This window comes from Marinibium conchae, from assembly GCF_015595035.1.
Classification (GTDB): Bacteria; Pseudomonadota; Gammaproteobacteria; order Enterobacterales; family Alteromonadaceae; genus Glaciecola.
In genome coordinates, this window is sequence record NZ_JADNRN010000001.1 from 329194 (window position 1) to 356046 (window position 26853).

A 26853-nucleotide genomic window follows, 5' to 3' on the forward strand; every position below is an offset into this window, starting at 1 on the left:
GAAGCAGAATGTTCGAACTAATGGACAGTCAAAGCGACGAAGCCGTCATTAAAGTTGTTGGCGTCGGAGGTGGCGGTGGTAACGCCGTCGAATATATGGTTAAGCAAGTGATAGAGGGCGTTGATTTCATCGCCATGAATACCGATGCTCAGGTATTGAAGACATCATCTGCCCATACAAAATTACAGATTGGGAATGAAGTTACTAAAGGGCTAGGAGCGGGTGCTGATCCAAATGTTGGCCGAGAGGCTGCGCAGGAAGATCGCGAAAAGATTCGCCAAACCTTGGAAGGTGCAGACATGGTATTTATCACCGCTGGAATGGGTGGCGGTACAGGTACGGGTGCTGCGCCAGAGGTAGCTAAAATTGCGAAGGAAATGGGTATACTCACGGTTGCCGTAGTCACAAAACCCTTCCCATTTGAAGGCAAAAAACGTTCAGACTTCGCCAATCAAGGTATTGCAGAGTTATCTAAAAATGTCGACTCACTAATCACCATCCCAAATGAAAAGTTACTAAAAGTAATGGGTAAAGGTACGCCTCTACTTCAAGCCTTTAGTGCAGCAAACGACGTACTGCGTGGCGCAGTTCAAGGTATTGCTGAGTTGATTACACGTCCTGGTCTTATCAACGTGGATTTTGCTGACGTGAAAACGGTGATGTCTGAAATGGGTACAGCAATGATGGGTAGTGGCATAGCTTCCGGTGAAGACCGAGCTGAAGAAGCCGCTGAATCTGCCATTGCGTGTCCGCTATTGGAAGATATCGACCTATCAGGTGCGCGAGGTATTCTAGTGAATATCACTGCTGGCCTTGATTTCGCTATTGATGAATACGAAGTGGTAGGTAATGCGGTAAAAGCATTTGCCAGCGAAAACGCAACAGTCGTTGTTGGAACCGTTATCGATCCAGAACTAACCGACGAAGTGCGAGTTACTGTTGTAGCTACTGGCATCGGTGCTGAGCGCAAGCCAGATATCACTTTGGTGAACGATTCCGCCAGAGTCAGTGCTCAAGGTCGTGATTTTGCTTCGAGCGCTCATGAAACACGCGGTAATGGCGGCACTGATGGTAACCAAGCATTAAAGCTTGATGATGAAGCGCAACCAAGCTCAGAACTTGAATATCTTGATATTCCTGCCTTTTTAAGAAAGCAGGCAGACTAAGGTTTAGGCCCTGTCGCGTCGTTGTTCTGCGACAGTGGTCTGAACAGTTCATTTTTTGATAAAAAAAGCTTGAAAATTTCCAAGTCTTTGACAATTAAGCGCTTGAGTGATATTCTGCGCGCCGTTTTTATATTTGGTGACCAAATTTAAATGATAAAGCAACGTACTATTAAAGAGTCTGTTAAAGAAACCGGTATTGGTTTGCACAAGGGCCGCAAGGTTACAATGACCTTACGACCAGCTCCTGCAAATACCGGTATTGTATTTCGACGCGTTGATTTACAACCTTATGCCGACATCCAGTCAAAAGCCGACTCCGTTGGCGATACCATGCTTTGTACCTGCATCACTAACGAAGATGGACACTCCATTCACACAGTCGAGCATTTGGCCTCTGCACTGTCGGGCTTGGGTATTGACAATATCATTGTAGAAGTCGATAGCCACGAGTTACCAATAATGGATGGCAGTGCATCTCCTTTTATCTTTTTGCTCCAGAGCGCCGGTATTCAAGAGCTAGATGCCCCTAAAAAGTTTATTAAAGTCACCAAAACTGTGCGTGTTGAAGATGGCGATAAGTGGGCTGAATTTCGTCCGCATGATGGGTTCAAAGTGAATTTTGAAATTGATTTTGATCATCCAGCAATTGCTGCTAGTCGACAAAAAGTCGAACTCGACTTTTCTACGGACTCATACGTAGACGAAGTTAGTAGGGCCCGTACTTTTGGATTCATGAAAGATCTAGAGTTAATGAATTCGATGAATCTGGCGCTTGGTGGCAGTATGGATAATGCGGTTGCCCTAGATGAATATCGAGTGCTTAATCCCGAAGGCTTGCGTTGCAGCGATGAATTTCTCAAGCACAAGATCCTTGATGCGGTCGGCGATTTATATTTAGGCGGGCATAGCCTAATTGGCGAGCTTGTTGCATATAAAACAGGGCATGGATTAAACAATAAGTTATTGAATGCTATACTAAATGACAGCGAAGCGTGGGAATACGTCGAGTTCGAAAGTGACGAGAGCATGCCAATTCGCTACATTGAGCCTTCGCTAGCATTTTAGAAAAGACTAAGAAAAACAAGGAGTAGCTTATAATTGAGCTGCTCTTTTATTTTAGGTATAAAGCACGATAACGATGTGTCGTATAGTATTGTTCCTTTGTGCCGATACAAACGTTAGAATACGACGCAGTTTTGAAATTTTGCGACAATCAGGTCGCACCGCGATAGAAAATACACAACGAAGTAGGCTGAATCAAAATAATGAGCATCACTATTATGTATAAAGGCAGAAAACGCAGATTTGCGAAGCGGATATCCGCGCGCAAGTTGCTCAGCCTTTCAGTGATGGCATCACTTTTATTTCTCATCTCAAGCCGGTCGACCGAATCTGTTTACGAAAATCACGTTCGAGTTAACGTCGTCAAGACTGGCCTTGAAGAACAGGCTAAGCTGGTAGAACAACTTAAAACGAATACCGAACAACAAGTAGGTGGCATTGCTTCGCAGTTAGCTACCTTGCAGACTCGCATCAATCAAATGGAACTACTCACAGCAACCATGGCTGAAAGGGCTGGGTTGAATAGCGAAGATTTCGTGTTAAAAGAAGAGATGAAGACACTTGACCTATCCGAATCATCTTTAAGCAAACAAATAGAAAAAATGTCGGATACTCTCGACTTCAAAATACAACAACTCACAGCCCTTGAATCTTTGATGCTCGGCCTCAATATAGAAAGAGAGAGTGAGTTAGGCGGTCGCCCTGTAGGTAAAGGTTGGCTGTCCTCGTATTATGGTGTTCGAAAAGACCCATTCACAGGGCGACCTGCGATGCACAAGGGTATCGACTTTGCCGGCAAGGAAGGTGACGCAGTGATTGCCACTGGTGCTGGAGTAGTTACTTGGTCTGGTACCCGATACGGATATGGTAAGTTAGTAGAGATTGATCATGGTAATGGGCTTCGCACTCGTTACGGACACAACGCAGGTATCAACGTGCAAGTTGGTGATGTCGTCACAAAAGGGCAGGCCATCGCTTTCGTTGGCAATACCGGGCGTTCCACAGGTGCCCATGTTCACTACGAAGTGCTCAAAAATGGTCAACAAGTCGATCCACTACCTTACGTTTATCAATAGTTCCGCATACTTGCGAATAAATTCGCTTAATACGTCGGTCTAATATTCCTCTCTTATAGTTTATTCGTCACATTATTGATATTATGTGGCGCGTTTAATAATAGTCATTTTTTGGAAAATCTAATAGCATGCTTGCAAACATCTTTAAGAAAGTATTTGGCAGTCACAACGACCGTTTACTAAAAAAATTAAAAAAAACCGTTGGTGTCATAAATAGTTATGAGCAAGCGTATGAAGCCCTAAGCGACAACGAACTTAAGGCTAAAACTCAAGAGTTCAAAGAACGCTTAGAAAAAGGTGACTCGCTAGAGCAAATTGCACCCGAGGCTTTTGCTGTTGTGAGAGAAGCCAGTAAGCGCGTGTTTAAAATGCGCCACTTCGACGTGCAGATGAAAGGCGGATTGGTTCTGCATCAGGGTAAAATCGCTGAAATGAGAACCGGTGAGGGTAAAACGTTGACCTCAACCTTACCAACTTATCTGAACGCCGTGACAGGAAAAGGTGTTCATGTAATTACGGTCAATGATTACCTTGCAAAACGAGATGCTGACTGGAGTCGTCCTTTATTTGAATTTCTGGGTTTAAGCGTTGGCTGCAATATCCCCGGTATGAACCCGATTGAAAAGCGTGAGGCTTATCAATGCGACATTACCTACGGCACAAACAACGAATTTGGTTTTGATTATCTTAGAGATAATATGGCTTTTAGTCCTCAAGATAGAGTACAGCGTCCTCTTCATTATGCGGTTATTGATGAAGTCGATTCAATTTTAATCGACGAAGCGAGAACACCACTGATAATCTCTGGTGCTGCTGAAGACAGTTCTGAGCTTTATCGTCAAATTAATCAAATCATCCCAGAGCTTCAACAACAAGAAAAAGAAGATGAAGAAGATAATATCGGTGATGGTCATTATACAATTGATGAGAAAGGCAAAGACATCCATCTTACCGAAACAGGGCAAATATTCGTTGAAGAATTACTCATAAAGCACAAGATGCTAAGCGAAGAGGAGTCTTTGTTCTCTGCAGCAAATATTTCTTTGCTTCATCACATCAATGCTGCTTTGCGCGCTCACAAGCTTTTTTCCAAGGATGTTGATTACATTGTTAAAGACCAAGAAATTGTTATTGTCGACGAGCATACAGGCAGAACAATGGAAGGTAGACGTTGGTCTCAGGGACTGCACCAAGCAGTTGAAGCAAAAGAAGGTGTTACGATTCAAAATGAGAACCAAACACTCGCATCTATCACGTTCCAAAACTATTTTAGGTTGTATGAAAAACTTGCCGGTATGACGGGTACCGCTGATACTGAGGCATTTGAGTTTCGTCATATATACGGCCTCGAAACGGTTGTTATACCGACTAATAAACCAATGATCCGTGACGACCGTGCAGATAAAATATACATGACCGCCGCTGAAAAATATGATGCTATCGTCGAAGATATACTGGATTGCGTTAAGCGTGGACAACCCACTCTTGTTGGAACCGTATCGATTGAAAATTCAGAGTTGCTATCATCGGTCCTGAAAAAAGCGAAAATTCCGCATAAAGTACTAAACGCTAAGTTTCATGAGCAGGAGGCGGACATCGTCGCAAATGCGGGTTTACCAGGCGCGGTAACGATTGCAACTAATATGGCCGGTCGTGGTACCGACATTGTTTTAGGTGGCAATTTACAAGCTGAAATCGAGAAGTTAAAGAATCCGACAGAACAACAACTTGAGCATGTTAAAAACGAATGGAAAAAACGTCATGACGCTGTTCTTGCTGCAGGCGGCTTGCATATCATAGGTACCGAAAGACACGAATCACGACGCATCGATAACCAACTGCGTGGTCGCTCGGGTCGACAAGGAGATGCTGGCTCATCTCGTTTCTATTTATCATTAGATGATGCACTCATGCGAATTTTTGCCTCTGAGAAAATGGGCAACATGATGAAGAGACTCGGTATGGAAAAGGGCGAGTCTATTGAGCATCCTTGGGTGTCCAGAGCCATTGAAAATGCGCAACGAAAAGTAGAGGGACGCAACTTCGATATCCGTAAATCATTGCTAGAGTACGATGATGTTGCAAACGATCAACGTCGTGTTATATACGAACAACGTAACGAATTGCTAGATGAAGGTGACATTGCCTCTACGATTACAAATATACGAAAAGACGTTGTTTCGGATGTGATTAGTCAATATATTCCACCGCAGTCATTGGAAGAAATGTGGGACGTTAGTGGTCTGGAAGAACGCCTCAGAAGTGATTTTGCCACTGACTTGCCTATTCAACAATGGTTAGATGACGACGATAAAATCTTTGAAGAAGTTATCCGTGACAAAATTCAAGAAGCGGTAGAAAAGAATTATGCTGCGAAGGAAGAAGCAGTTGGACCAGAAGTTATCCGTCAGTTTGAAAAGGCTGTTATGTTGCAAAGCTTGGATGGCTTGTGGAAAGAACACTTAGCGGCGATGGACCACCTTCGTCAAGGTATTCACCTACGCGGCTACGCGCAGAAGAATCCGAAGCAAGAATATAAGCGAGAGTCTTTTGAACTCTTCTCGCAAATGCTCGATACCTTAAAGGTAGACGTGATCAGTATATTGAGCCGAGTTCAAGTGCAAGAAAAGTCAGATGTTGACGCTGTTGAAGAGCAGCGCAGAGCTGCTGAAGTACCAAAGAACTTCGAGCATGAGTCTGCAAGTGCTACTGAGCAAGATGAAAAGCCACAAGGAGCTATCAAGCGCGAAGGCCCTAAAGTTGGGCGCAACGATCCCTGTCCTTGTGGTTCCGGTAAAAAATACAAGCAGTGTTGTGGAAAGCTGTCTTAAAGTAGCGCATTGTTTCATAGCTAGATTTTATAATGCATTGCAGCCGTCGCTTAGATAACTAAACGACGGCTTTTTTATTAGGTGATAAATGATGAAGCAAATTCATGTGGCTGTTGGTGTGGTAAAAAAAGACAGCAAGTACTTCGTTTGTAAACGCGCAGCGCATCAACATCAAGGTGGGAAGTGGGAATTCCCAGGTGGGAAGGTCGAAAGGGGTGAGAGCGTTGAACAAGCGCTAAAGCGCGAGTTAGAAGAGGAAATTGGGATAGCCCTAACACATTCTTCTCCTCTAATTGAAATCGCTCATGAGTACCCTGATAAACATGTTCTTCTATCTGTACTGCTAGTAGATAGTTTCGATGGACAGCCTTACGGCAAGGAAGGGCAAATTCACTCTTGGGTATCACAAGCAGAGCTAGAAGAACTTGATTTTCCAGAAGCAAATAAAGCTATCGTCGCAAAGCTTAGGTCTTAAGCTCAGACCCTCTGATTAACAAGCCAGTATCGTTCTTTTATCAATTGCATCTACCGGGTAGCCTGAATAACAAACTGTATAGCACCGGTACTACGCCCAATGTCAATAGGGTGCCGATAGCCAAACCAAATGCCAGTGCTGTTGCCATTCCGAAAAACAACGCGTCTTGCCCTATGATCAGGGGCAGTAGCCCTAAAATCGTAGTCACTGTCGACATCACTATTGGGCGAAGGCGCCTCATGCACGCGTGAACCAAGGCCTGATATTGGTCGTCATTTTCCTTACGTTCAATATCAATGCGGTCAATTAACACGATAGCGTTATTTACAATGATGCCAGCCAGAGCATACAAGCCCAGTATAACCATGAAGCCGAAGTTTGCCTGAACAGCTAATAGGCCAACAACCGCGCCAATTAATATTAAGGGCACAGTCATTATAACGATACCAGCCCTTCTCAGTGAGTTAAACTGGGCGATGAGTATAAGCATAATAACAGCTAAACAAAGGGGCAAATTCGCATTCAAAGATGCTTGCGACTCTCTAGAATCTTTTACCACGCCATCAAATTCAATCCGATGAGCAGGAGGTAATGTCTCACGAAGCTTATCGAATTCTGGTTCAAGTATCGGCACCATGTCTTCAGCAGTCATATAGAGGTTTTTAGCTTCTACTGTTACGGTTCTAAATAAGTTTTCACGAGCGATACGAGCATACTGTGGCGTAAACGCTATGGTGGCCACTTGCTCTAGCGGTATATTCGTTTGGCCTTGTGGCGAGTAGATATTTACATCGTATATGCGGCTAATATCAAAACGATCTTCGGGCGCACCTCTTATAATAATGGGGATGAGATCGTCACCCTCACGAAATTCAGATACAACAATACCTGAGAAAAAAGTCTCGAGTGATCGAGCAATATCCGCTGAAGTTAAGCCGGCTCGTTTTGCTCTTGCTTGGTCGATCTGAATATCTAACTGCGTTACTTTATTTTCCCAATCATTTTTGATTTCAACAGTCCCCTCCAGTTTTCTAAAAATCTCTTGTATTTCAAGCGCAGTCTCATAGATATATTCTTTATCAGGTCCAATAACCTGAACGTCAATTTTATTGGAGTCGCTTGGCCCAAGAAACATTTTTGTAACCCGAGCATTTACTTGAGGAAAATGCGTCAAGAAGTCTTCGCGTAAGTTAGCAATAGTGTCGTCTTGATATCGTCGGTCGGTGAGGTTTAGCATGATAAATGACTTACCCGCCTCGGGTGTGATAGGCGTGAGTGATAAAACGAAACGCGGACCGCCAAAACCCCCATAAGCCGCGTAATTTTCTACATGCGGATAGCGCTTTTTGTCATTCAATTTTACAAAGACATCCTCCAATACGGCTTCCGTTTCTCGCATAGACGCTCCCGCCGGTAAGTCAATGTAGGCTAGCACTTGCGCTCGATCTGAATCGGGGAAAAACTTTACCGGCACAATACTCATAGCTGCGCCAGCGCCAATAAATAGCAATATTGCTAAGGCTAGCGTGAAGAGTCTAAATCGCAACACAAAGTGCAATATTACCTCGTAGAGAGGATTAATAAGGTCAAAGAAATTAGCGACTTTTTGGTGAATACCAGACTCCTTCTTTTTCTCACCATCTTTAATGAATAAGTAACATAAAAAGGGAGTGACCATTAAGGACAATATCCAAGAGGTGAAAAGGGAATAGATAATGACAATTGATACTGAGCGCGTGTATTCCCCTGAGTCGCTTTCCGCAAGCATCAATGGTAAGAAAACTAACATGGTCGTTGCTGATGATGTTAGTAAGGGAATGGCTAAGGTTTTTCCTATACTCGATACAATATCTCGACGCTTCTCGCCATTCTCCAAGCGCTTCTTGAAGTCTTCAGCAACGACAATGCCGTTATCAACGAGCAAACCCAGTGAAATAATTAGCGTTGCTAAACTCATACGTTCCAGAGCCATACCGGTAAAATTCAGTATTGCTAACACTATTAACACTACCGCAGGTACGATTGCCCCAACGATGATGCCTATTCGGAAGCCCAAAAATAGAATCACCACGCCGAGTACGATTGCCAGTGTTTGGATAACGCTAATTGACACTCCATCGACAGCGGCATTAACTTGATCTGCCTGACGAGTAATTACATTCAAAGATATACCGGCAGGCATCTGTTGTTCGAGTTGAGCTATCATCGCTTCTAAACGAGGAGAATATTCAGTGACACTGAAGCGGTTATTTTTTGCGATCGCTAATACTATGGCTCTTTCGCCATTGAAGTATGCCGTCTGAAATGCGGGCTCCTGAGTACTCCGGTATACTCTAGCCAGATCCCCCAAATGTATAGTTGTATTCACATTCGGTAAGGTAAAAATAACTTCTCGTATTGATTGGATATCTCTGAAATCACCGCTTGGAATAATACTAAAACTTTTACCATCGAGATTAACAGTGCCTCCAGAACGCAGCACGTTTTGTTGTTGAAGAGTAGAAATAAGTTGATCAGGAGAAAGGCCTAGTTGTGCCGCTTTTACGTCGGATATTTCTATCACGATGTTTTCTTGCTGGGCACCTAAAATGTCAACTGATTGCGTGCCTTCAACGGTGTACATCATGTCTCGCGCATGTTGAGCCATATCAAACATGTCACCCATGGATATTCCCTTATCAGCCTGCAGGGCAACAGTTAAAATGGCGACGTCGCCGAAGTTATCATTAATAATATGAGCTTGTGTACCGTCTGGCAGTTGGTTTTGCACTTTATCTAATTCGTTTCGTACTTTGTCCCAAATCTGGTCTAGGTCGAAATAGCGGTCATATAAATCAACATAAACTACTGATGTACCTTGGGTTGATATTGAACGAATTTCTTCTACTTCATCAACATTGCGCACTGCCTCTTCAACAGTTTTGGTAACTAAGAGTTCAATTTTCTCAGCTGACATTCCCGGGAAGTTAGTAGTAATAACCGCCTCTCGAATTTTTATCGAGGGATCTTCTTGTGCGGGTAGAGTGAAATAACTGACTACGCCAAATATCATTAGTGAGATAACCGCAGTCATTAATACGCGATTATATTTCAAGCCAATATTGGAAAGATTCATACTTGTGTCTTCCTATTGGTTATAAATACGAGTTTCGGTTTCAACGATCGACACGGCTTGGCCGTTGCGAAGAAAATTGAGTCCAGTTCGAACAATGATATTATTGCTTTCTGGACTATGTTCATCTAACAACTTCACAATGGCACTATCAGCTTTTAATTCTAAAATCTCGATATCAACGCGACGAACACGATGTTCTTGGTCGGCACTCGAATCATTTTCTGCCGCTGGTGTTGATTCAACAACGTAAATATAAGGGCTGTTCTTGTCGGTGGTGAAAGCGCTAAAAGGCACTTCGTATAATCCGTCAATATCAAAATCTGACTTTACCTGAAGTATTACTTCCGCCGACATCCCTGGATATAAGCCATCATAGTTATCATTGAGTGTAATGGTAATTGGAAAGGCATTTGCCACTGTTGCTCTTGCACCAATTTCTGTGAGTGTCGCGGGTAAACGCCTCTTAGCATTAATGGCTAGAACAATGACATCGACTGGGTCGAACAAAGTGACTTTTGAAATTAGGCCTTCAGGCAAAGCAGAAGCCACTTCAAGCTTTGCGTTGCCTTGAATATTGAGTATTGGCGCCCCTGGAGAAACTTGTTGTGATGGTTCGGCAAAACGCGCTGACACTCTGCCATCGTAAGGAGCAATTAGGCGGGTATCAGATAGGTTTTCCTGTGCCAGAGAAAGAGCACTTTGCGCCACATCAACGCGCTGTTGGGCAATATCAAAAGCTGCCTTTGCGTTATCAAGTGCCGCCTGCGACACCAAGCCTTGCTCTCTGAGTGTAACATTGCGATTGTAGGTTTGCTCTGCATCAATGAAAGCGGCATTTGCTTCGCCTAAGTTACTTCTGCTTTGCGCGACGCTTAGTTCGTAAACGGCAGTATCAAGCTCAGCTAAAACATCTCCTTTTTCAAAGGACTGACCTAAATCAACATGCATTTTATTGATGACACCACTTAACTCAAAGCTAACAGCAACCGCATCTGCGGCTTGGATTGAGCCGGTTAAATGACGTTTCCTGCCTTCTGCAGCAGGAATCAATGTTGTGGTCCATACTTTCTTGGCATTTTGCTCAATGCCACTTTTGTCATGAGCCATTTCGCTTCTATCGTCGCTGCAAGACAAGAGTGCTAAACAGGCTGTAAGTATAAAGACAGGGTAAAAAGCAGAGGTTCGTATTGCCGAAGCGAAGCGCATGTTGTAATACCTATATGAGTAACAAATCATAAGACTAGTCAAAACTAATAGCCCTTATTCAATGCTTTAAATGGATTATTCAGTTAAATAAAACGATAGATTAAAAGTGTACTGTACGGTACAGTACCATTATGGTTTAAGAATGTCAGCCATTAGTTGTGAATATTTTTAATCATGATAGATTGCACGGTAGTTGTGTCCGACACCGTTTTTCACGAAAGCTAGCGTTATTATTAGTTGGGCTAGGTGTTGTGTCCGACACAAGCAGTAAAGAAAAGTAGCAGCTGTAAAGAGAAGGTTTATGATATGAGTAGCATCAATGAGTAGTCGAAATGCTGAAAGTCGCATATTGGCGGCAGCGAGAGCGTTGTTCTTCGAGCATGGCGTACCAGCCGTAACAACTGATATGTTGGCGAAGGCTGCGCAAACCTCAAAAATGACCCTGTACAAGTATTTTCCGAGTAAAGAAGAATTGTTAGAAGCCGTAGTCGCTAAAGAAGTTGCACGAATTTATGAGCCGACCCAGGTTGATATTCATTCTAAGGATGATTTTGTGAAGGTTATTCATTCTTTCTGTACTAATCTGCTTAAGATCATTTTTGATCCTCAGATCGTGCGTTTTGACCAGCTCATGATTAGTCAAGCCCTCACCAATAGCGACATGTCGAAAGCCCATTTCAGTCGCTGCTATGAGCCAACGATTGAAGAGCTAGCAAGACTGATTAATTTAGGTAAAGAAAGGGGCTATTTGGAATCAGTGCAATCTTCAAAAATATTAGCCGATATCGTGATTTCGGCAATCTCTGGTGTGACTTACACTAAAGGTTTGCTAGGCTTTGACATACAAAAAACCAAAATCAAAAAACACGTTTCAAGCGTGTTGTCTGCGATCTTTAACTTTTAGCTTTGCTCAATCGCGAATGCGTCTCTCGCGATAACAAATAACAGGCTTTGACTAGATCCTTGTTTTATCTGCAAGTGCGAATGCAACATTTAGGTGATAGTAGGCTGACTCACCAATAAAGTGCGGGTAGACTTCGCTGCTTCCTTGCCAGAGGATCGCATTGTGGTCAAAATCTAAAAACACTGGTTCGCCCTCGTTCAACGCAAGGAAGTCTTTATCTTGGAGCATAGGGTGGATCATTGCGCATTTATGGCCATCTTCATCAAGCGGATAAGAGACCTCTTCGGTGAGCCTGAACGCATCTACCGGTGTTAACTCACTCAGCAATCGTAAAGCGTCTTCGTCACCATTAAGATGTTGATTCCAAGCTTGGCAGAAGGCTAAAATTGCTCTCGTCATGGTTTCGGTCTGAAGGTAGGCCGCGGGGCGAAGCACCCCTTGTGGTTGTGGACCGACTTCAATCATCACGCCACGTTTACCCACCGTGCACAAGTAAGCATGGTCTGCGAAAGGCTTTTCATCTTCAATTAAAATCACTGCTTCTGGCATTTGTGCTTTGACAAAACGCGCCATTGCGCTATTAAAGTCGTCTAATTCTAAAATAATCAGGGTTGGACCCATGTTGCTCGTTGTGTTGTGCACATCAATCACTAAGTCGGTTCGAGATTCATGTTTGGGGCCATAGCGATGGTTAAACTCAATTGCTAGTTGGTGTTCAAGGTTTTCACCGCTTAGCACACTGAGCTTTTCCTGACTGAATTGACGGTTAAGATCTTCTTCTACAAAGCGAGCGCGCTTTTCTATCGCTAACTCATTCACAAGGCAAGTTTCGAGGCTAAAGTTTGCGTTATCACCGAGTATTGAGTGTAGTTTATGAGCTTTATTTCTTTGTATTTTACGTACAAACTCAATACCTGAAAGTTCATTGCCATGAGTTCCTGCTGCCAATAAAACGCTAGCAATAGGTTTTTCAGTTGATTGAGCATCGTTTGCTTGCTCGAACGAAGAACTTGTCACTACTATTCCTTAAAGAAGTCTTTTTCTTGATCAGCCAACATCGCTTCGATTTGCTCTATATCGATATCAGGGGCAATACCGGGCAATTCCATTTCAGAATCTTTATTAGCCCCGCTGGGTATTGCGTTTTCTTCATTTGCCCATTGACCCAAATCAATCAATTGACAACGTTTGCAGCAGAAGGGGCGGAATTCACTCTCAGGTATCCATTCAACTTTTTTCTTACATGTGGGGCAGTTTACGTTCATTACTTTTTCATCTTTCGCTTATATTTTGTACAAATAACTCTAGACATTTAGCAGCAAGCTATTTCAAATTCTATTGGGCCTGTGAGGCTCTCGCTGCCATCTTCAGTCGAAATAAGATTCATAAAACGGATGCCATAGCGATATTTGTTACCGCTAAGCACGGGATAATAGCCTTCGGTGTTCGCACAGCGAACGCGTATCAAGTCAATTTTTTCAGTAACAACACCTTGGTAAAAAGCGTTGTTTGCGATCACTTTCTCGTATTTGCTGCGTTCACGAAGAAACTGCAGTAATAAGTAGATGTTTTCGCGCACTAAATTCAATTGCTCAACCCACAATTTAATATCTTTTTCCCGGACGTCTTTGTGCTGTTTCATCCAGCAAAACAAATGCGGCAGGTCAAAGCTAGTGGCACCGCCTGGTATTGAAAAGCGCTGGCGGATACTCGATAGGAAACGATCCTCTTTGAGACTCGAGCCGAGCTTATTTGTTCGTTTTAAGTCATGAAGTAATTTGTGCAGCTTTTGTAGGGTTGCATCGAGTGCAGCAGAGTCAATGTTTGGATGCTGAGACCAATGCACCAAATTTTTTTCATGAACGTCAATGTCGCGAATAAAATCTGTCCGGATATCTAGCCGTTCGAGAAGGTCGAGAATAGTAAAGAGCAGGTCGAAAAACTGAATACTTCCGAATTCATTATCGAACTCAGCGCTGTGTTCAAGTTGCTTGAATAGTTGCTCCAATCGCAAATAATTTCTCACTTTTTCACAAAGCGGGAATTCGTAAACTGCGACTGGCATTCAGTGCTCCTTGTTTTTTAGCTATTAATTTAAGAGTCTACAGGTTTTCGATGCATATGTTTAGTGCTTGTTTTAGCTGGAGCGCTAGAAAGGAGCAAAGAACGCGAGAAATTGATATTATTTCAACTAAAACAATGTAGATGTTGCCAAAGCGCGACGATATTCGAAGCACGGTGAAGCATGTAATTTATTGGCTTTGTCGTAAATAAAAATGGTGCAGTTTTTCGGTTTGAGCATGCAAATATGAAATGTCTTTCGTGTTTCTAATCAAGTCGTCAGCTTTTTCTATGCGTGTTTGTCTGCTGGCTTGTGCGGCCATGATTGATTTTATGGTGCTAATTGAACTGCCATCTCTATTAAGCGCTCTTTTTAACTGAGTATCTTCGTCAATATCAACCACTAGGGTGCGATTCACCATGGTGTTAAGGCCGTTCTCTATTAAAAGAGGAACACTTAAAATGCAATAGGGCGACTGTGCTTGTTGTGTTTGTTGCAACATTTCATTGCGTATCAAGGGATGAAGAAGAGCATTTAGCCACTGTTTATCTCCTTCATCTGAGAATACTTTAGCACGGAGCTTGGCTCTATCAAGAAAGCCATCGCTGCATAACATAGTACTTCCGAATCGACCGACAATGGCCTCGAAACCCTCAGTGCTTGGCTCTACAACTTCTCGCGCAATGATATCGGCATCAATTACATCAATGCCCAAGTGTATAAAGTGGTCGCTCACAGTGGTCTTGCCAGACGCTATTCCACCGGTAAGCCCTACTATGTAAGTGCTCATAAGGTTGATAAATACCATGAGGCGATTGCATCGCCGTATAACATGCTTAGCCAACCTGCCGCGGCTAGATAAGGGCCGAAGGGAATGGCAAGAGTGCTATCCTTGCGCTGCACTAACATCAAGCTTATACCCACGATGGCCCCGACGATAGATGATAACAATATAACAATAGGCAAGTGTTGCCATCCAACCCATGCACCCAAGGCAGCGAGCAGTTTGAAATCGCCATATCCCATACCTTCTTTGCCCGTGAGCAGCTTAAAAGCCCAATAAACAGACCACAAACTTAAGTAACCGAGCATAGCGCCAATGATTGAATCAGTTGGGCTTATGGTGCCGTCAAAGCAGCTTACGCCTAAACCAAGCCATAGCATGAGCAGGGTAAGAGAGTCAGGCAACAACATCTTATCAAGATCGATGAAAGTCATCGCAATCAGTAACCACGTCGCGAAAATAAAGGCCACTCCTGTGATACCAAAACCTAATTGATAAGCAACGACCATTGAAAGAAGTGCGGTTAAAAGTTCTACAGCAGGATAACGAGCTGAAATAGGACCTTTACAACTACTGCATTTACCGCCCAATGCTAACCAAGAAAAAATAGGTATGTTCTCCCAGGCTCGTATTTTATGTTTGCACTTTGGGCAAGTGGAGTCTGGCTTAATTAGATTAAAGCTTGCTTGGGCTTCTGGCTCTTTGTCTGGTTTTTGCGAAAGCTCGATATCACGTTGCCATTCACGTTCCATCATAATAGGCAATCGATGAATGACGACATTAAGAAAGCTCCCTACCAATAAGCTAACTATCCCGGTTGCTATGATAAAAGCCACAGGATAATCAGTAATGAGTTGAATGATGGCGGTGTTTTCCATGCTTTTGTCCAGTTTTTATTTGATTGCACTTGTTAGTTAACAACGATGTGTTGCGTAAAGTCAAAGTAGCATGAGGAGCAAAAAAAACCAGCCTTTGGCTGGTTTTCCTAGTTGGTAAAGCTTATACAACATTACCCATTTCGAATATTGGTAAATACATCGCTATAATCAGACCACCGATAACAACGCCAAGTACCGCCATAATCATAGGCTCAAGCAAGCTTGTTAAGCCATCAACCATATCGTCTACCTCAGCTTCATAGATTGTAGCTATTTTATCGAGCATAGAATCAACCGAGCCCGATTCTTCACCGATAGCTATCATTTGCGTAACCATCGCAGGGAAGATGTCTGTCGCTCGCATAGCAACATTCATTTGCAGGCCGCCAGCGACCTCTTTCTTCACAAAAAGAATGCCATCCCGAAATACTGCGTTGCCTGATGCGCCCGCAGCTGAATCTAGTGCACCAATGAGCGGAACACCTGCTGCAAAGGTGGTAGACAAGGTACGGGTAAATCGCGCTACTGACGCTTTTTTGAGAATTTCACCGATGACCGGTATTTTTAAGGTGAATTTATCTACTTTGTCACGTAAATCAATCGATTTAGCATGTGCTTTTTTAAACGCTATCGCTCCAATAATGAGTCCAACGGCTAAGAACGGTCCATAATCGCGCATCATATTTGAAATCCCGATTACAAACTGAGTAAAGGCTGGGAGTTCGGCGCCAAAGCCATTAAAAATTTCTTCAAACTGAGGAACAACGAAGATTAAGAGAATTGATGTCACAATAGCTGCAACAACAATTACCGCGATGGGATAGAACATCGCCTTTTTAATTTTAGACTTGAGTGCTTCTGCTTTCTCTTTATAAAGTGCAATTCGATCGTATATTGTCTCTAGTGCGCCTGATTGTTCGCCTGTTTGTACTAAATCACAGTAGAGGTCATCAAATTTATCGGGGTGTTTTCTTAATGCAGTGGATAATGGGTTACCGGACTTCACTTCATTGCCGATTTCACTGAGTAATACGCGCATGGAAGGATTCGTGTGACCTTGCCCGATCATGTCAATACTTTGAATGAGTGTTACGCCAGCACCAAGCATCGTTGCTAGTTGACGTGATAATACCGCTATATCCTGTGCGGTAATTTTTTGCTTACCGCTAAACAAAGGTTTAGCTAGTTTCTTTACTTTAGTTGCCGAAACACCTTGGCGACGGAGAAGGTTTTTCGCCTCTTGTATTGAGGCAGCGGTAATTTCCCCCTTCCCTGGTCTGCCAGTTTTGGTAGTGCCAACCCAAGTAAATGTCTCTGCTGTTTTCGCCATGGTAATCTCTTTCTATTAATTTTGAGACTAAAAAGCCCAGGCAAGCTGGGCTTTTTACATTATAGTATCACTCTAATTAGCAAAGTGTTGCTGGATCACATACCGCAGACCAAGTAACTGTAGTACCTGTGTATGCAGGAGTTAGCGTGTATGTTGCTGCGCCGCCGCCAGGCTTAACGATGCCAGATGAAGCAGAAGCAGTAGAAGTGATAACGCCAGCAGCAGTAGTAAGTAGAGTAGTGTCTGCTGGAATACCTCTAGTACCGCCGTCACAGCCAGTTAGTGTATTGTTTATCTGAGCACAAACTTCAACAGCAGATTTAGCTGCTGCAGTTGCGTTAGTAACTTCAGTAAACTTCGCTTTTTCAGTATAACCTTGGTAAGCAGGTAAAGCGATAGCTGCAAGAATACCGATGATTGCTACAACGATCATTAGTTCGATTAGTGTAAAGCCTTTTTGAGCTGAATTTTTCATTTTATATCTCCGAGCGTGGTCAACGCGTTTTTAATATTTGATTTTTGATTAGTTAAAAAGGTAAGTCTGGTAATTGCTTACCTCCTTAACCTCGAAACTGAGTATAAGACCTGATATTCAAATGTGAAGTATGCTGTCGCATACCCAAGTCTCTGAAACAACACCGGCGTTTATACTTTCGTTACTTCGTGTCTGGCGAAGAGCGGCGTTCCTGCAATGAAACTAGCGATAAATCTATTGCAGATACATGTTTCGTTAATGCACCTGAAGAGATGTAGTCTATTCCCGTTGCTGCCAATTCCTGCAATCTTGCAAGAGTGATATTGCCAGACACTTCTATTTTACACTTTCCGTCAGTGATTGCGACTGCTTCTTTTACTAGTTTTGTAGAAAAATTATCTAACATAATAGTATTGACATTACAGTTTAATGCTTGACGCAGTTCATCCAAAGTCTCTACTTCCACCTCTATAGCTGCATTTGGCTGCAATTTTCTTGCCTTGGTGACTGCGTTTTTAATTCCTCCACATGCTTCTATATGGTTTTCTTTTATAAGGTAAGCGTCGTACAAACCCATTCTATGATTTTGTCCGCCTGCGCATGCAACTGCATACTTTTGTGCTTGACGCATCCCCGGAAGCGTCTTTCGAGTATCTAGCAGTTTAGTTTTGCTACCCGTTAAATAACTAGCATATTTTGCTGTGACCGTGGCTGTGCCGCTGAGGGTTTGCAAAAAATTCAAGGCGCAGCGTTCAGCTGTTAAGATTGATCGTGCGTTTCCATGAATGGTCACCAAACATTGCTTTGCGCCAACATGATCGCCATCCTTGCATTGCCAGTGCAACTCGACGCTGCTGTCAACCTGTTGAAATACTTCATTCACCCACTCTACACCGCAAATCACAGCTGCTTCTCGCGTTATAATTTGAGCATGCATCACTTCATCTTCATTGATTAACATGGCGGTAATATCAAGTTCGCGTTGAGAAATGGCTAACGTTTCTGCTTGAGGCTGGCTAGAGCTAGGCACAAAATCAAAGCCTAAGTCTTCGGCAAGTGCTTGGTTGACTTGATAGGGGATATTCAGTTTGTATTCTGATATGAGTGACATATTTATTACTTATATAATGAGTACGATTGCTTTTAGGAGTGGCCAGAATATTACTTGTTTATCGAGCACAATGAAACGGTGAATATTACTATGTGTTTGCTTTGCTGAGGTAAACTGTCATTTAATTATGCCAATACTTTGTACACTACTGCTATACTTAAACGGAAAGCTGTCTACATAATTTACGTATCAAGGAAAAAGCAACACATGACGCTTATTTCACTATTAATAGTTATGGCATTGGAGAGAGTCACTTCTAAAGCGCCCGAATGGCATATACACGCTTTAGTAGGTCGCTACATTCAGTTTTTGCAAGCTAGAAAGTGGTTTAATGAAACTGCATCAACACTTTCATTGGTGCTCATTTCTTTATTACCGGCTTTATCACTTTACTTAATCGATTATCTTATCGATAACGGATTGTTTACTTTCGTACTCCAACTGATTACTTTGTGGGTCTGTTTGGGCTGCCCGATCACCAGGAAGAATTACAAACGTTATTTAGAAGCAGCAAATCGCAAAGACTTTGAAGCATGCTCACTGCATAGCCTTGCTTTTGGCAATACGAACGGCGATTTATCTAAAGTTGGGCAACAACTGGTTTTTGTTAATTATCGTCAATATGCAGCTGTCATTGTTGCTTTTATTTGTTTTGGTGTCGCAGGCGTTGTCTTTTATAGTATCGCAAAAGAGTTGCAGATATTTTCTCATAAGATGTCTGCCTGTGGCGGCGATCCAAATGAAGTCGATGAAGAAGTGATTGGTGAATGTGAAAAGGCCAACGCTGAGCTAGCCATTGATAAAATAATGCATGCCATTGATTGGCTTCCTGTCCGCATCACGGGTCTTGGCTTCTTAATCGTAGGACATTTTTCCAGAGCACTGACGATTTGGCTCCCATCACTTTTTGATCTGAAAACTTCTAGTAAAGAGACATTAGTTTCTGTTGCGGTTGCGGCTGAAGAGGTAGAGCCAAACAAGCAAAATTATGTCGACGAGCCCTGTATGTTAGTCAGATTGGTTAAGCGAAATGTGATGTTTATGTTAGTAGGCGTGTCGATACTTACAATGGTCGGAGCAGTTGCCTAACACTCAGTCTTGGTTAATATTTAATCTAAATGAAATGAGCAAAAGTTGTTTAATTACAATGACTTTTGCTTTTTTTATGCCTCAAGCTAAGTTACTTGTATTTGTTAATAGCCAGTGAAAATACAGTTAATGCCTTCCTTTATTAGCGCTAACGCTTGTTCGTGAAGCAAAAGTTAATTACACTTACTTGGTTAATTGGTATTACCATTGTGTTTTGCTAGCTTATAAAGAAGTACAATTTACTATTTCTTGTTGAGCTATAAGCATCTAGTGAATTTCTTTTTTAAAGCGGCTATGGCGACGATTTGAACTCAAGCATAAAACAACAGAAATTATCAGACGTGATTACTGAACGGCTCGAGTCGATGATACTTGATGGTACGCTAGTGTCAGGCGAGAAGTTATTGCCTGAACGTTTACTCGCCGAAAAATTTGAGGTATCCCGCCCTTCATTGCGAGAAGCCATTCAAAACCTACAGGCTAAAGGGCTTATTGAACGCAAGCAAGGTGGTGGTACGTTTATTAGTCAAAACTTAAGCGCCAAAATGACCGATCCCTTACTAGCCTTGGTAGCTAGCCGCCCAGAAACCCAATTTGATTTGTTAGAGTTTCGTCATGCCTTAGAGGGAATGGCAGCATACTATGCTGCACTTCGTGGTCAACATGAAGACTATATTGCGTTGAAAGATGCGCTCACGAATTTACCTGAAGCTTCTGCTAATGTTGAACAAGAAGCCACCGCCTTGGTAGATTTTTATCTAATAATGGCAAAAGCATCACATAATATGGTGCTATTACACGTCATGCGAAGTATGAAAAACATGTTGCATGAAAACATTCTTCGTAACTTAGAAATGCTTCGGGATGGAGCGAAGGTAGAAACTGACATCAGAGAGCAGCGCAGTGCAATAGTCAATGCAATCTGTGACCAAGATCCGGAGGCTGCGAGAAAAGCCAGTAATGAACATTTAGGTTTCGTTGAAAGTACTCTATTAGGGATTAATCAGCGAGACATTAAGCTTCAACGCGCCATGCGCAGAATTGAAGTGAAACAAAACAAAAACATCGCATCATGAGTGCGGTGTTTTTCGATTTAAGTAAGTAAAAGTAACACCATAGTTAACACGCAACAGTCTTCATATCATGGAGCTGTTAACAGTAAAACATAGAATAGGAAAGCACCATGACCGATGTGATGCATCCAGATGTGGATCCAACAGAAACGCAAGAATGGTTAGACGCACTTGAAGCAGTATTAGAAGAAGAGGGCGTTGATCGCGCTCATTATTTACTCGAGTCGCTTATTGAAAAAGCACGCCGTAGCGGGGCACATTTGCCATACGATGCTACTACAGCCTACATCAATACTATCCCTGCTGGCCAAGAGCCAACCATGCCTGGTGATCAAACGATCGAAACCAAGATCCGTAACGCGATCCGCTGGAATGCAATGATGATGGTGCTTCGCGGTTCCAAGAAAGACCTTGAACTAGGCGGCCACATATCAAGCTTCGCTTCATCAGCAATGTTGTACGACGTAGGTTTCAACCATTTCTTCCGTGCGCCTAACGATAAAGACGGTGGCGATTACTTGTTCGTACAAGGTCACGTCTCGCCGGGCATTTATTCTCGTGCATTTATTGAAGGTCGCTTGTCGGCAGGTCAACTGGATATGTTCAGGCAAGAAGTCAGCGGCGAAGGTCTATCTTCTTATCCTCACCCGAAATTGATGCCAGACTTTTGGCAATTTCCAACAGTGTCTATGGGCCTTGGCCCAATGCAAGCGATTTACCTTGCACGTTTCTTAAAATACCTCACTAACCGTGGTTTGAAAGACTGTTCAGAACAACGTGTATGGTGTTTCATGGGTGATGGTGAAGTTGATGAGCCAGAATCATTAGGCGCGATTGGCTTAGCTTCTCGCGAAGGTCTCGATAACCTAACTTTTGTGATTAACTGTAATCTACAGCGCCTAGATGGCCCAGTTCGTGGTAATGGTAAAATTATTCAAGAACTTGAGGGCACTTTCCGTGGTGCTGGTTGGGAAGTATTTAAAGTGATATGGGGGCGTTATTGGGATCCATTATTAGCCCGCGATACTTCTGGTAAATTGCTCGACGTAATGAACGAAACCGTTGATGGTGAATATCAGAACTATAAGTCAAAGGGTGGTGCTTACACTCGTGAAAACTTCTTCGGCAAATACCCTGAGTTGAAAGAGATGGTTGCGAATATGTCAGATGATGATATCTGGCGTTTGAATCGAGGCGGTCACGACCCAGTAAAAGTATATGCAGCATACAAGCGCGCTACTGAAACCGTAGGTCGTCCGCAGGTTATCCTTGCCAAAACCGTGAAAGGTTATGGTATGGGTGATGCCGGCGAGGGTAAAAACATTGCGCATAATGTGAAGAAGATGGATATCGAAGCTGTTAAGCATTATCGCAATCGCTTCAATATACCCGTGTCGGATGACGACATTGGCGAGTTACCTTACTTCAAATTTGAAGATGACAGCCCTGAAATGAAGTATCTTCGCGAAAAGCGTGAAGCCTTGCACGGTTACATGCCTGTTCGTTTAAGCAAAAGTAATCATGACTTACCAGCGCCGCCACTAAAATCTTTTGAAGCAATCACGAAAGGTTCAGGTGAGCGTGAAATTTCGACAACGATGGCTTTTGTACGAGTACTCACCGTACTCTTAAAAGACAAGCAAATGGGCAAAAATGTCGTGCCTATTATTCCTGATGAAGCCCGTACTTTTGGTATGGAAGGCTTATTCCGTCAAGTGGGTATCTATTCAAACTCAGGACAGAAATACATTCCGCAAGATAAAGACCAAGTTGCTTATTATCGAGAAGATAAAAAGGGGCAAGTACTGCAGGAAGGTATCAATGAGTTGGGTGCTATGTCGTCCTTTGTGGCTGCCGGTACATCCTACTCTACCAACGATCTGCCTATGCTTCCTGTGTATATTTACTACTCCATGTTCGGCTTCCAACGTGTCGGCGATATGGCTTGGGCCGCGGGCGATAGTCAGTGTCGTGGTTTCTTAGTAGGCGGCACAGCTGGCAGAACAACGCTTAATGGTGAAGGATTGCAGCATCAAGATGGTCATTCTCATGTTCAGGCAGGCTTAATTCCAAACTGTGTGAGTTATGACCCAACTTACGGTTATGAAGTTGCGGTTATTACTCAAGACGGCACACGCCGTATGTTAGAAGAACAAGAAAACGTGTTCTACTACCTCACAGTAATGAACGAGAACTACGTTCAGCCCGAAATGCCGAAAGGCAGCGAAGAAGGCATCATCAAAGGTATTTATAAATTAGACACCGTAGGTGACAAGTCTGCTAAGTTGAAAGCAAAGCTACTTGGGTCAGGCACTATTTTGGTTCAAGTTCGCGAAGCGGCCAAATTACTGGCTGAGAAGTTTGGCGTGCAGTCTGAAGTTTACAGTGTGACTTCGTTTAACGAGCTTACCCGAGACGGTATTGATTGTGAGCGCTGGAATATGCGTAACATCGATAAGAAGGCTAGAGTGCCTTATATTACACAAGTGTTAAGTGAAGGTAATGATGGCCCAACGATAGCCGCAACAGACTATATCAAAGCCTATAGCGACCAAGCCCGTTCATTTGTTCCGGGTGCTTATCGCGTATTGGGCACCGATGGCTATGGCCGTTCTGATTCTCGAGAGAATTTGCGTCGTCACTTTGAAGTAGATGCTAACAGTGTTGCTTATGCCGCCTTATACGAATTGTACTTAGCAGGTGACTTCGATAAGAAAGCACTGAAAGAGGCAATGAAAGAACTCGCGATTGACCCAGATAAAATCAATCCGCTTTACGCATAATAGGGAGAATGACATTGGCAAATTTAGTAGACATAATCGTTCCTGATGTAGGCGAAGATGAAGTTGAAGTTATTGAGCTTTGCGTTGAAGTCGGCGAGTCGGTTGATGCCGAAGCATCCATAGTGACAGTCGAAAGTGACAAGGCCAGTATGGACATTCCTTGCGTTGATGCGGGTGTAATAAAATCGCTTAGCGTGAAAGTTGGCGACAAGATAAAGCAAGGTGATGTGTTAGGCCAGATGGAGTCAGGTAGTGCTGCTGAAACTGATGAACCTGCACAAGAAGCTGCTCCAGAACCAGCGCAAAGTAGCGCCGAGGCTGCACCCGTAAAAGAAGAGTCGACGGCTGCACCTGCTGCCCAAGAAACACAACAAGCACCTAGCGCGAGTAAAACCATTGAGGTGTTTGTACCTGACATTGGTGATGCTAGTGACGTAGAGATTATTGAGGTGCTTGTGGCCGAAGGTGACAGCGTTGAGCCAGAAGATGGCTTGATTACGCTTGAAACCGATAAAGCCACTATGGATGTACCCGCTCCAGAAGCTGGTAAGATAGTGAGTTTGGCTGTGAAGCTTGGCGACAAGGTATCTGAAGGTTCGCTTGTATTAAGCCTAGAAATTGCTGGAAGTGACACTGCTTCTTCTGAACCTGCGCCGGCACCAACTCCTGCTGCGCCTGAGCCTGCAAGCGCAGCGTCAAGTGAAAAAAGTGCACCTGCACCAGTCGCGCAGAAAGCCCCGCCTGTGCCACATCATCCGTCGGCGGGTGATAAAGGCAAGACGGGTAAAGTACACGCTTCTCCTTCTGTTCGACGATTGGCGCGCGAGTTTGGTGTTGATCTTACTTTAGTGCAAGGCAGTGGTCGCAAGAACCGCGTTCAAAAGGAAGATGTACAATCATACGTGAAGTATGAATTATCACGCCCTAAAATGAACCCAGGTAGTTCTGCTGGCACCGGCAGCACCGGTGGTGGTTTGCAAGTGTTAGCACAACCTAATGTTGATTTTGCCAAGTTTGGTGAAGTGGAAGAAGTGCCACTTACGCGTATTCAAAAACTATCAGGCCCTAATCTGCATCGTAACTGGGTAACGATTCCTCATGTTACTCAATTTGACGAAGCCGATATCACCGAGCTTGAAGCGTTCCGCAAAGAGCAAAATGTACTTGCTGAAAAGCGCAAACTTGGCGTGAAAATCACTCCGCTAGTGTTCATGATGAAGGCTGTTGCAGATGCATTAAAAGCATACCCTGCCTTTAATAGTAGTTTATCAGCAGACGGCGAGTCTTTGGTAATGAAAAAGTACTACCATATTGGCATTGCAGTCGACACTCCCAATGGTTTAGTTGTGCCAGTGGTGAGAGATGTTGATCAAAAAGGCATTATGGAAATCTCTCGAGAATTGATGGAAATAAGCGCGAAGGCCAGAGATGGAAAACTTAAATCTGCCGATATGCAAGGTAGTTGTTTCACAATATCTAGCCTAGGTGGTATTGGTGGAACCGCATTCACACCAATTGTAAATGCACCTGATGTTGCTATTTTAGGCGTTTCTAAGTCGGAAATGAAACCAAAGTGGAATGGCAAAGACTTTGAGCCACGCCTCATGTTGCCACTATCCTTGTCTTACGACCATAGAGTGATTGACGGAGCGCTTGCCGCTCGTTTTGCTGTGCATGTAAGTGGTGCATTAGCCGATCTACGTCGTATTTTATTGTAATAAATAATGAAAAGGGTTGCGCAACCAGCCCTTTTACAGAAGAAATTTTGCTGTTTACGTCGCTAATCGGTAAGATCCGGGCGTAGCATGCACTTAACCATATAATTTTGAGGTCAGAATGAGCGAAATAAAAACTCAGTTGGTCGTACTAGGCGCAGGTCCTGGTGGATATTCAGCAGCTTTCCGTGCTGCGGATTTAGGTATTGATACCGTTATTGTCGATGTACGCGAAACACTTGGTGGCGTATGTTTGAACGTAGGCTGTATTCCTTCGAAAGCTTTACTTCACGTTGCAAAAGTCATTCAAGAAGCGAAGCATTTATCGTCACATGGTGTCACTTTTGGTGAGCCAACATTTGATCTTGATAAAATTCGCGGTTGGAAAGACAGCGTAGTTAGCCAGCTTACTAAAGGCTTGGCCGGCATGTCAAAAATGCGCAAAGTTAAGCATGTGCAAGGCTATGGTAAATTTACAGGCCCCAACACGCTTGAAGTGGAAGGAAACGACGGTAAAACCACGATTACTTTTGATAACGCAATCATTGCTGCGGGTTCTGAACCTGTAAACTTGCCGTTCATCCCGGATGACGAGCGAGTGATTGATTCAACTGGTGCATTAGAAATGCGCGACATACCTGGCAAAATGCTTGTGCTAGGTGGTGGTATTATTGGCTTGGAAATGGGTACCGTATACCATGCGCTAGGTTCGCAAATTGACGTGGTTGAATTCCTTGACCAACTCATGCCAGCGGCAGACAAAGACATCGTGAAGATGTATATGAAAACCATCAAAAACAAATTTAACACCATGCTTGAGACAAAAGTAACGGGTGTTGAAGCAAAAGACGACGGCTTGTATGTCACCTTTGAAGGTAAACAAGCACCTGCAGAGCCTGTACGTTATGATCGCGTACTCGTTGCTGTTGGTCGTAAGCCAAATGGCTCTCTAGTTGCTGCTGAAAAAGCCGGTGTTACGGTAACAGATCGTGGTTTTATCGATGTCGACAAACAGATGCGTACGAATGTATCGAACATTTTTGCGATTGGTGACTTAGTTGGTCAGCCTATGCTTGCTCACAAAGCTGTGCATGAAGGTCATGTTGCTGCTGAAGTGATTGCCGGTAAGAAGCATTACTTCGATCCTAAATGTATCCCTTCAGTAGCTTACACCGAGCCAGAGGTCGCTTGGGTTGGTTTAACTGAGAAAGAAGCGAAAGAGCAAGGTGTGAACTATGAAGCTGCTACTTTCCCATGGGCTGCTTCAGGCCGCGCTATTGCATCGGCTGCTACTGATGGACTAACGAAAATGATTTTCGAAAAAGACACAGGGCGCGTTATTGGCGGTGCAATCATTGGTACAAACGCTGGTGAAATGCTTGGTGAAATCGGTTTAGCTATTGAAATGGGCGCTGATGCGGAAGATGTTGCATTGACTATTCACGCTCACCCAACACTTAATGAGTCTATTGGTTTAGCTGCTGAAATCTTTGAAGGTAGCATCACTGATATGCCAAACCCAAAAGCGAAGAAAAAATAACATAAAAAATATAAGGGCATAAGGTCGTTTACAGTGCCAATAGTTATGAAAGCCGATACTTTATGTGTCGGCTTTTTACGTATTTATGATGTCAAAACAAGAACTTTAGGGAAATAAGCTAAATAAATTAGCGCATAAGTCGTCTGAAAACACCTGTTTGTTAGTATAAATACTAGAT

General features: G+C 43.3%; 21 protein-coding genes. 11 read left to right on the top strand and 10 right to left on the bottom strand.

Annotated features, from left to right (window positions below; genetic code table 11):
- Positions 1–8 precede the first annotated feature (8 nt).
- The 5 genes from ftsZ to mutT all read left to right on the top strand — a co-directional run bounded on the left by ftsZ (position 9) and on the right by mutT (position 6610).
- Complete coding sequence (gene ftsZ, locus ISG33_RS01365; RefSeq protein WP_195731780.1) at positions 9–1166, top strand: cell division protein FtsZ; 1158 nt, start codon at positions 9–11, stop codon at positions 1164–1166.
- 150 nt (positions 1167–1316) lie between these two features.
- Positions 1317–2231 carry a UDP-3-O-acyl-N-acetylglucosamine deacetylase gene (lpxC, locus tag ISG33_RS01370; RefSeq protein ID WP_195731781.1) on the top strand — a complete coding sequence of 305 codons (915 nt, stop codon included), beginning with the start codon at positions 1317–1319 and terminating at the stop codon, positions 2229–2231.
- A 200-nt stretch (positions 2232–2431) separates the two neighbouring features.
- Positions 2432–3304 (top strand): M23 family metallopeptidase, encoded by an 873-nt coding sequence (locus tag ISG33_RS01375; protein WP_195731782.1) that lies wholly within the window; start codon positions 2432–2434, stop codon positions 3302–3304.
- Positions 3305–3432: 128 nt separating this feature from the next.
- Complete coding sequence (gene secA / locus ISG33_RS01380) at positions 3433–6135, top strand: preprotein translocase subunit SecA (RefSeq protein ID WP_195731783.1); 2703 nt, start codon at positions 3433–3435, stop codon at positions 6133–6135.
- Positions 6136–6226: 91 nt separating this feature from the next.
- A complete protein-coding gene (gene mutT, locus ISG33_RS01385) occupies positions 6227–6610 on the top strand; it encodes an 8-oxo-dGTP diphosphatase MutT (RefSeq protein WP_195732970.1) in 384 nt (127 codons plus the stop codon).
- Positions 6611–6650: 40 nt separating this feature from the next.
- Here the strand turns inward: mutT and ISG33_RS01390 are convergent, their stop codons facing one another.
- Both ISG33_RS01390 and ISG33_RS01395 read right to left on the bottom strand, forming a co-directional pair.
- Complete coding sequence (locus ISG33_RS01390) at positions 6651–9725, bottom strand: efflux RND transporter permease subunit (protein WP_195731784.1); 3075 nt, start codon at positions 9723–9725, stop codon at positions 6651–6653.
- Between the two features lie 12 nt (positions 9726–9737).
- The gene (locus ISG33_RS01395; RefSeq protein ID WP_195731785.1) at positions 9738–10832 is read right to left on the bottom strand and encodes an efflux RND transporter periplasmic adaptor subunit; all 1095 of its coding nucleotides are present in this window, start codon (positions 10830–10832) and stop codon (positions 9738–9740) included.
- Between the two features lie 418 nt (positions 10833–11250).
- Here ISG33_RS01395 and ISG33_RS01400 point away from each other — a divergent pair, with 418 nt between their 5' ends.
- Positions 11251–11835: a TetR/AcrR family transcriptional regulator gene (locus ISG33_RS01400; protein ID WP_195731786.1), complete on the top strand. Its 585-nt coding sequence runs from the start codon at positions 11251–11253 to the stop codon at positions 11833–11835.
- 51 nt (positions 11836–11886) lie between these two features.
- On the opposite strand, the gene ISG33_RS01405 is transcribed toward ISG33_RS01400, so the two are convergent.
- The 8 genes from ISG33_RS01405 to nadC all read right to left on the bottom strand — a co-directional run bounded on the left by ISG33_RS01405 (position 11887) and on the right by nadC (position 18475).
- Positions 11887–12852: an aspartoacylase gene (locus ISG33_RS01405; RefSeq protein ID WP_229333414.1), complete on the bottom strand. Its 966-nt coding sequence runs from the start codon at positions 12850–12852 to the stop codon at positions 11887–11889.
- 2 nt (positions 12853–12854) lie between these two features.
- Positions 12855–13100 (bottom strand): DNA gyrase inhibitor YacG, encoded by a 246-nt coding sequence (yacG, locus tag ISG33_RS01410; protein ID WP_195731787.1) that lies wholly within the window; start codon positions 13098–13100, stop codon positions 12855–12857.
- A gap of 47 nt (positions 13101–13147) precedes the next feature.
- Positions 13148–13900 (bottom strand): cell division protein ZapD, encoded by a 753-nt coding sequence (zapD, locus tag ISG33_RS01415; RefSeq protein WP_195731788.1) that lies wholly within the window; start codon positions 13898–13900, stop codon positions 13148–13150.
- A 187-nt stretch (positions 13901–14087) separates the two neighbouring features.
- Positions 14088–14687: a dephospho-CoA kinase gene (gene coaE / locus ISG33_RS01420; RefSeq protein ID WP_195731789.1), complete on the bottom strand. Its 600-nt coding sequence runs from the start codon at positions 14685–14687 to the stop codon at positions 14088–14090.
- Positions 14684–15559 (bottom strand): prepilin peptidase, encoded by an 876-nt coding sequence (locus ISG33_RS01425; protein WP_195731790.1) that lies wholly within the window; start codon positions 15557–15559, stop codon positions 14684–14686. The genes coaE and ISG33_RS01425 overlap by 4 nt, the downstream gene beginning before the upstream one ends.
- Positions 15560–15680: 121 nt before the next feature.
- The gene (locus tag ISG33_RS01430; protein WP_195731791.1) at positions 15681–16889 is read right to left on the bottom strand and encodes a type II secretion system F family protein; all 1209 of its coding nucleotides are present in this window, start codon (positions 16887–16889) and stop codon (positions 15681–15683) included.
- Between the two features lie 76 nt (positions 16890–16965).
- Positions 16966–17364, bottom strand: coding sequence for a pilin (locus tag ISG33_RS01435; protein ID WP_195731792.1), 399 nt, complete (start codon positions 17362–17364; stop codon positions 16966–16968).
- A gap of 181 nt (positions 17365–17545) precedes the next feature.
- Entirely contained in the window at positions 17546–18475 is a 930-nt protein-coding gene (nadC, locus tag ISG33_RS01440) for a carboxylating nicotinate-nucleotide diphosphorylase (RefSeq protein WP_195731793.1), read from the bottom strand.
- A 207-nt stretch (positions 18476–18682) separates the two neighbouring features.
- On the opposite strand from nadC, the gene ampE reads away from it, so the two are divergent.
- The 5 genes from ampE to lpdA all read left to right on the top strand — a co-directional run bounded on the left by ampE (position 18683) and on the right by lpdA (position 26675).
- Entirely contained in the window at positions 18683–19564 is an 882-nt protein-coding gene (gene ampE, locus ISG33_RS01445) for a beta-lactamase regulator AmpE (protein WP_195731794.1), read from the top strand.
- Positions 19565–19869: 305 nt separating this feature from the next.
- Entirely contained in the window at positions 19870–20640 is a 771-nt protein-coding gene (locus ISG33_RS01450; protein WP_370545288.1) for a GntR family transcriptional regulator, read from the top strand.
- A 107-nt stretch (positions 20641–20747) separates the two neighbouring features.
- Positions 20748–23420 (top strand): pyruvate dehydrogenase (acetyl-transferring), homodimeric type, encoded by a 2673-nt coding sequence (aceE, locus tag ISG33_RS01455; protein WP_195731795.1) that lies wholly within the window; start codon positions 20748–20750, stop codon positions 23418–23420.
- Positions 23421–23428: 8 nt separating this feature from the next.
- On the top strand, positions 23429–25138 hold the full coding sequence (aceF, locus tag ISG33_RS01460; RefSeq protein ID WP_370545289.1) for a dihydrolipoyllysine-residue acetyltransferase: 1710 nt from the start codon (positions 23429–23431) through the stop codon (positions 25136–25138).
- Positions 25139–25256: 118 nt separating this feature from the next.
- Positions 25257–26675 carry a dihydrolipoyl dehydrogenase gene (gene lpdA / locus ISG33_RS01465; RefSeq protein ID WP_195731797.1) on the top strand — a complete coding sequence of 473 codons (1419 nt, stop codon included), beginning with the start codon at positions 25257–25259 and terminating at the stop codon, positions 26673–26675.
- Positions 26676–26853: the final 178 nt, after the last annotated feature.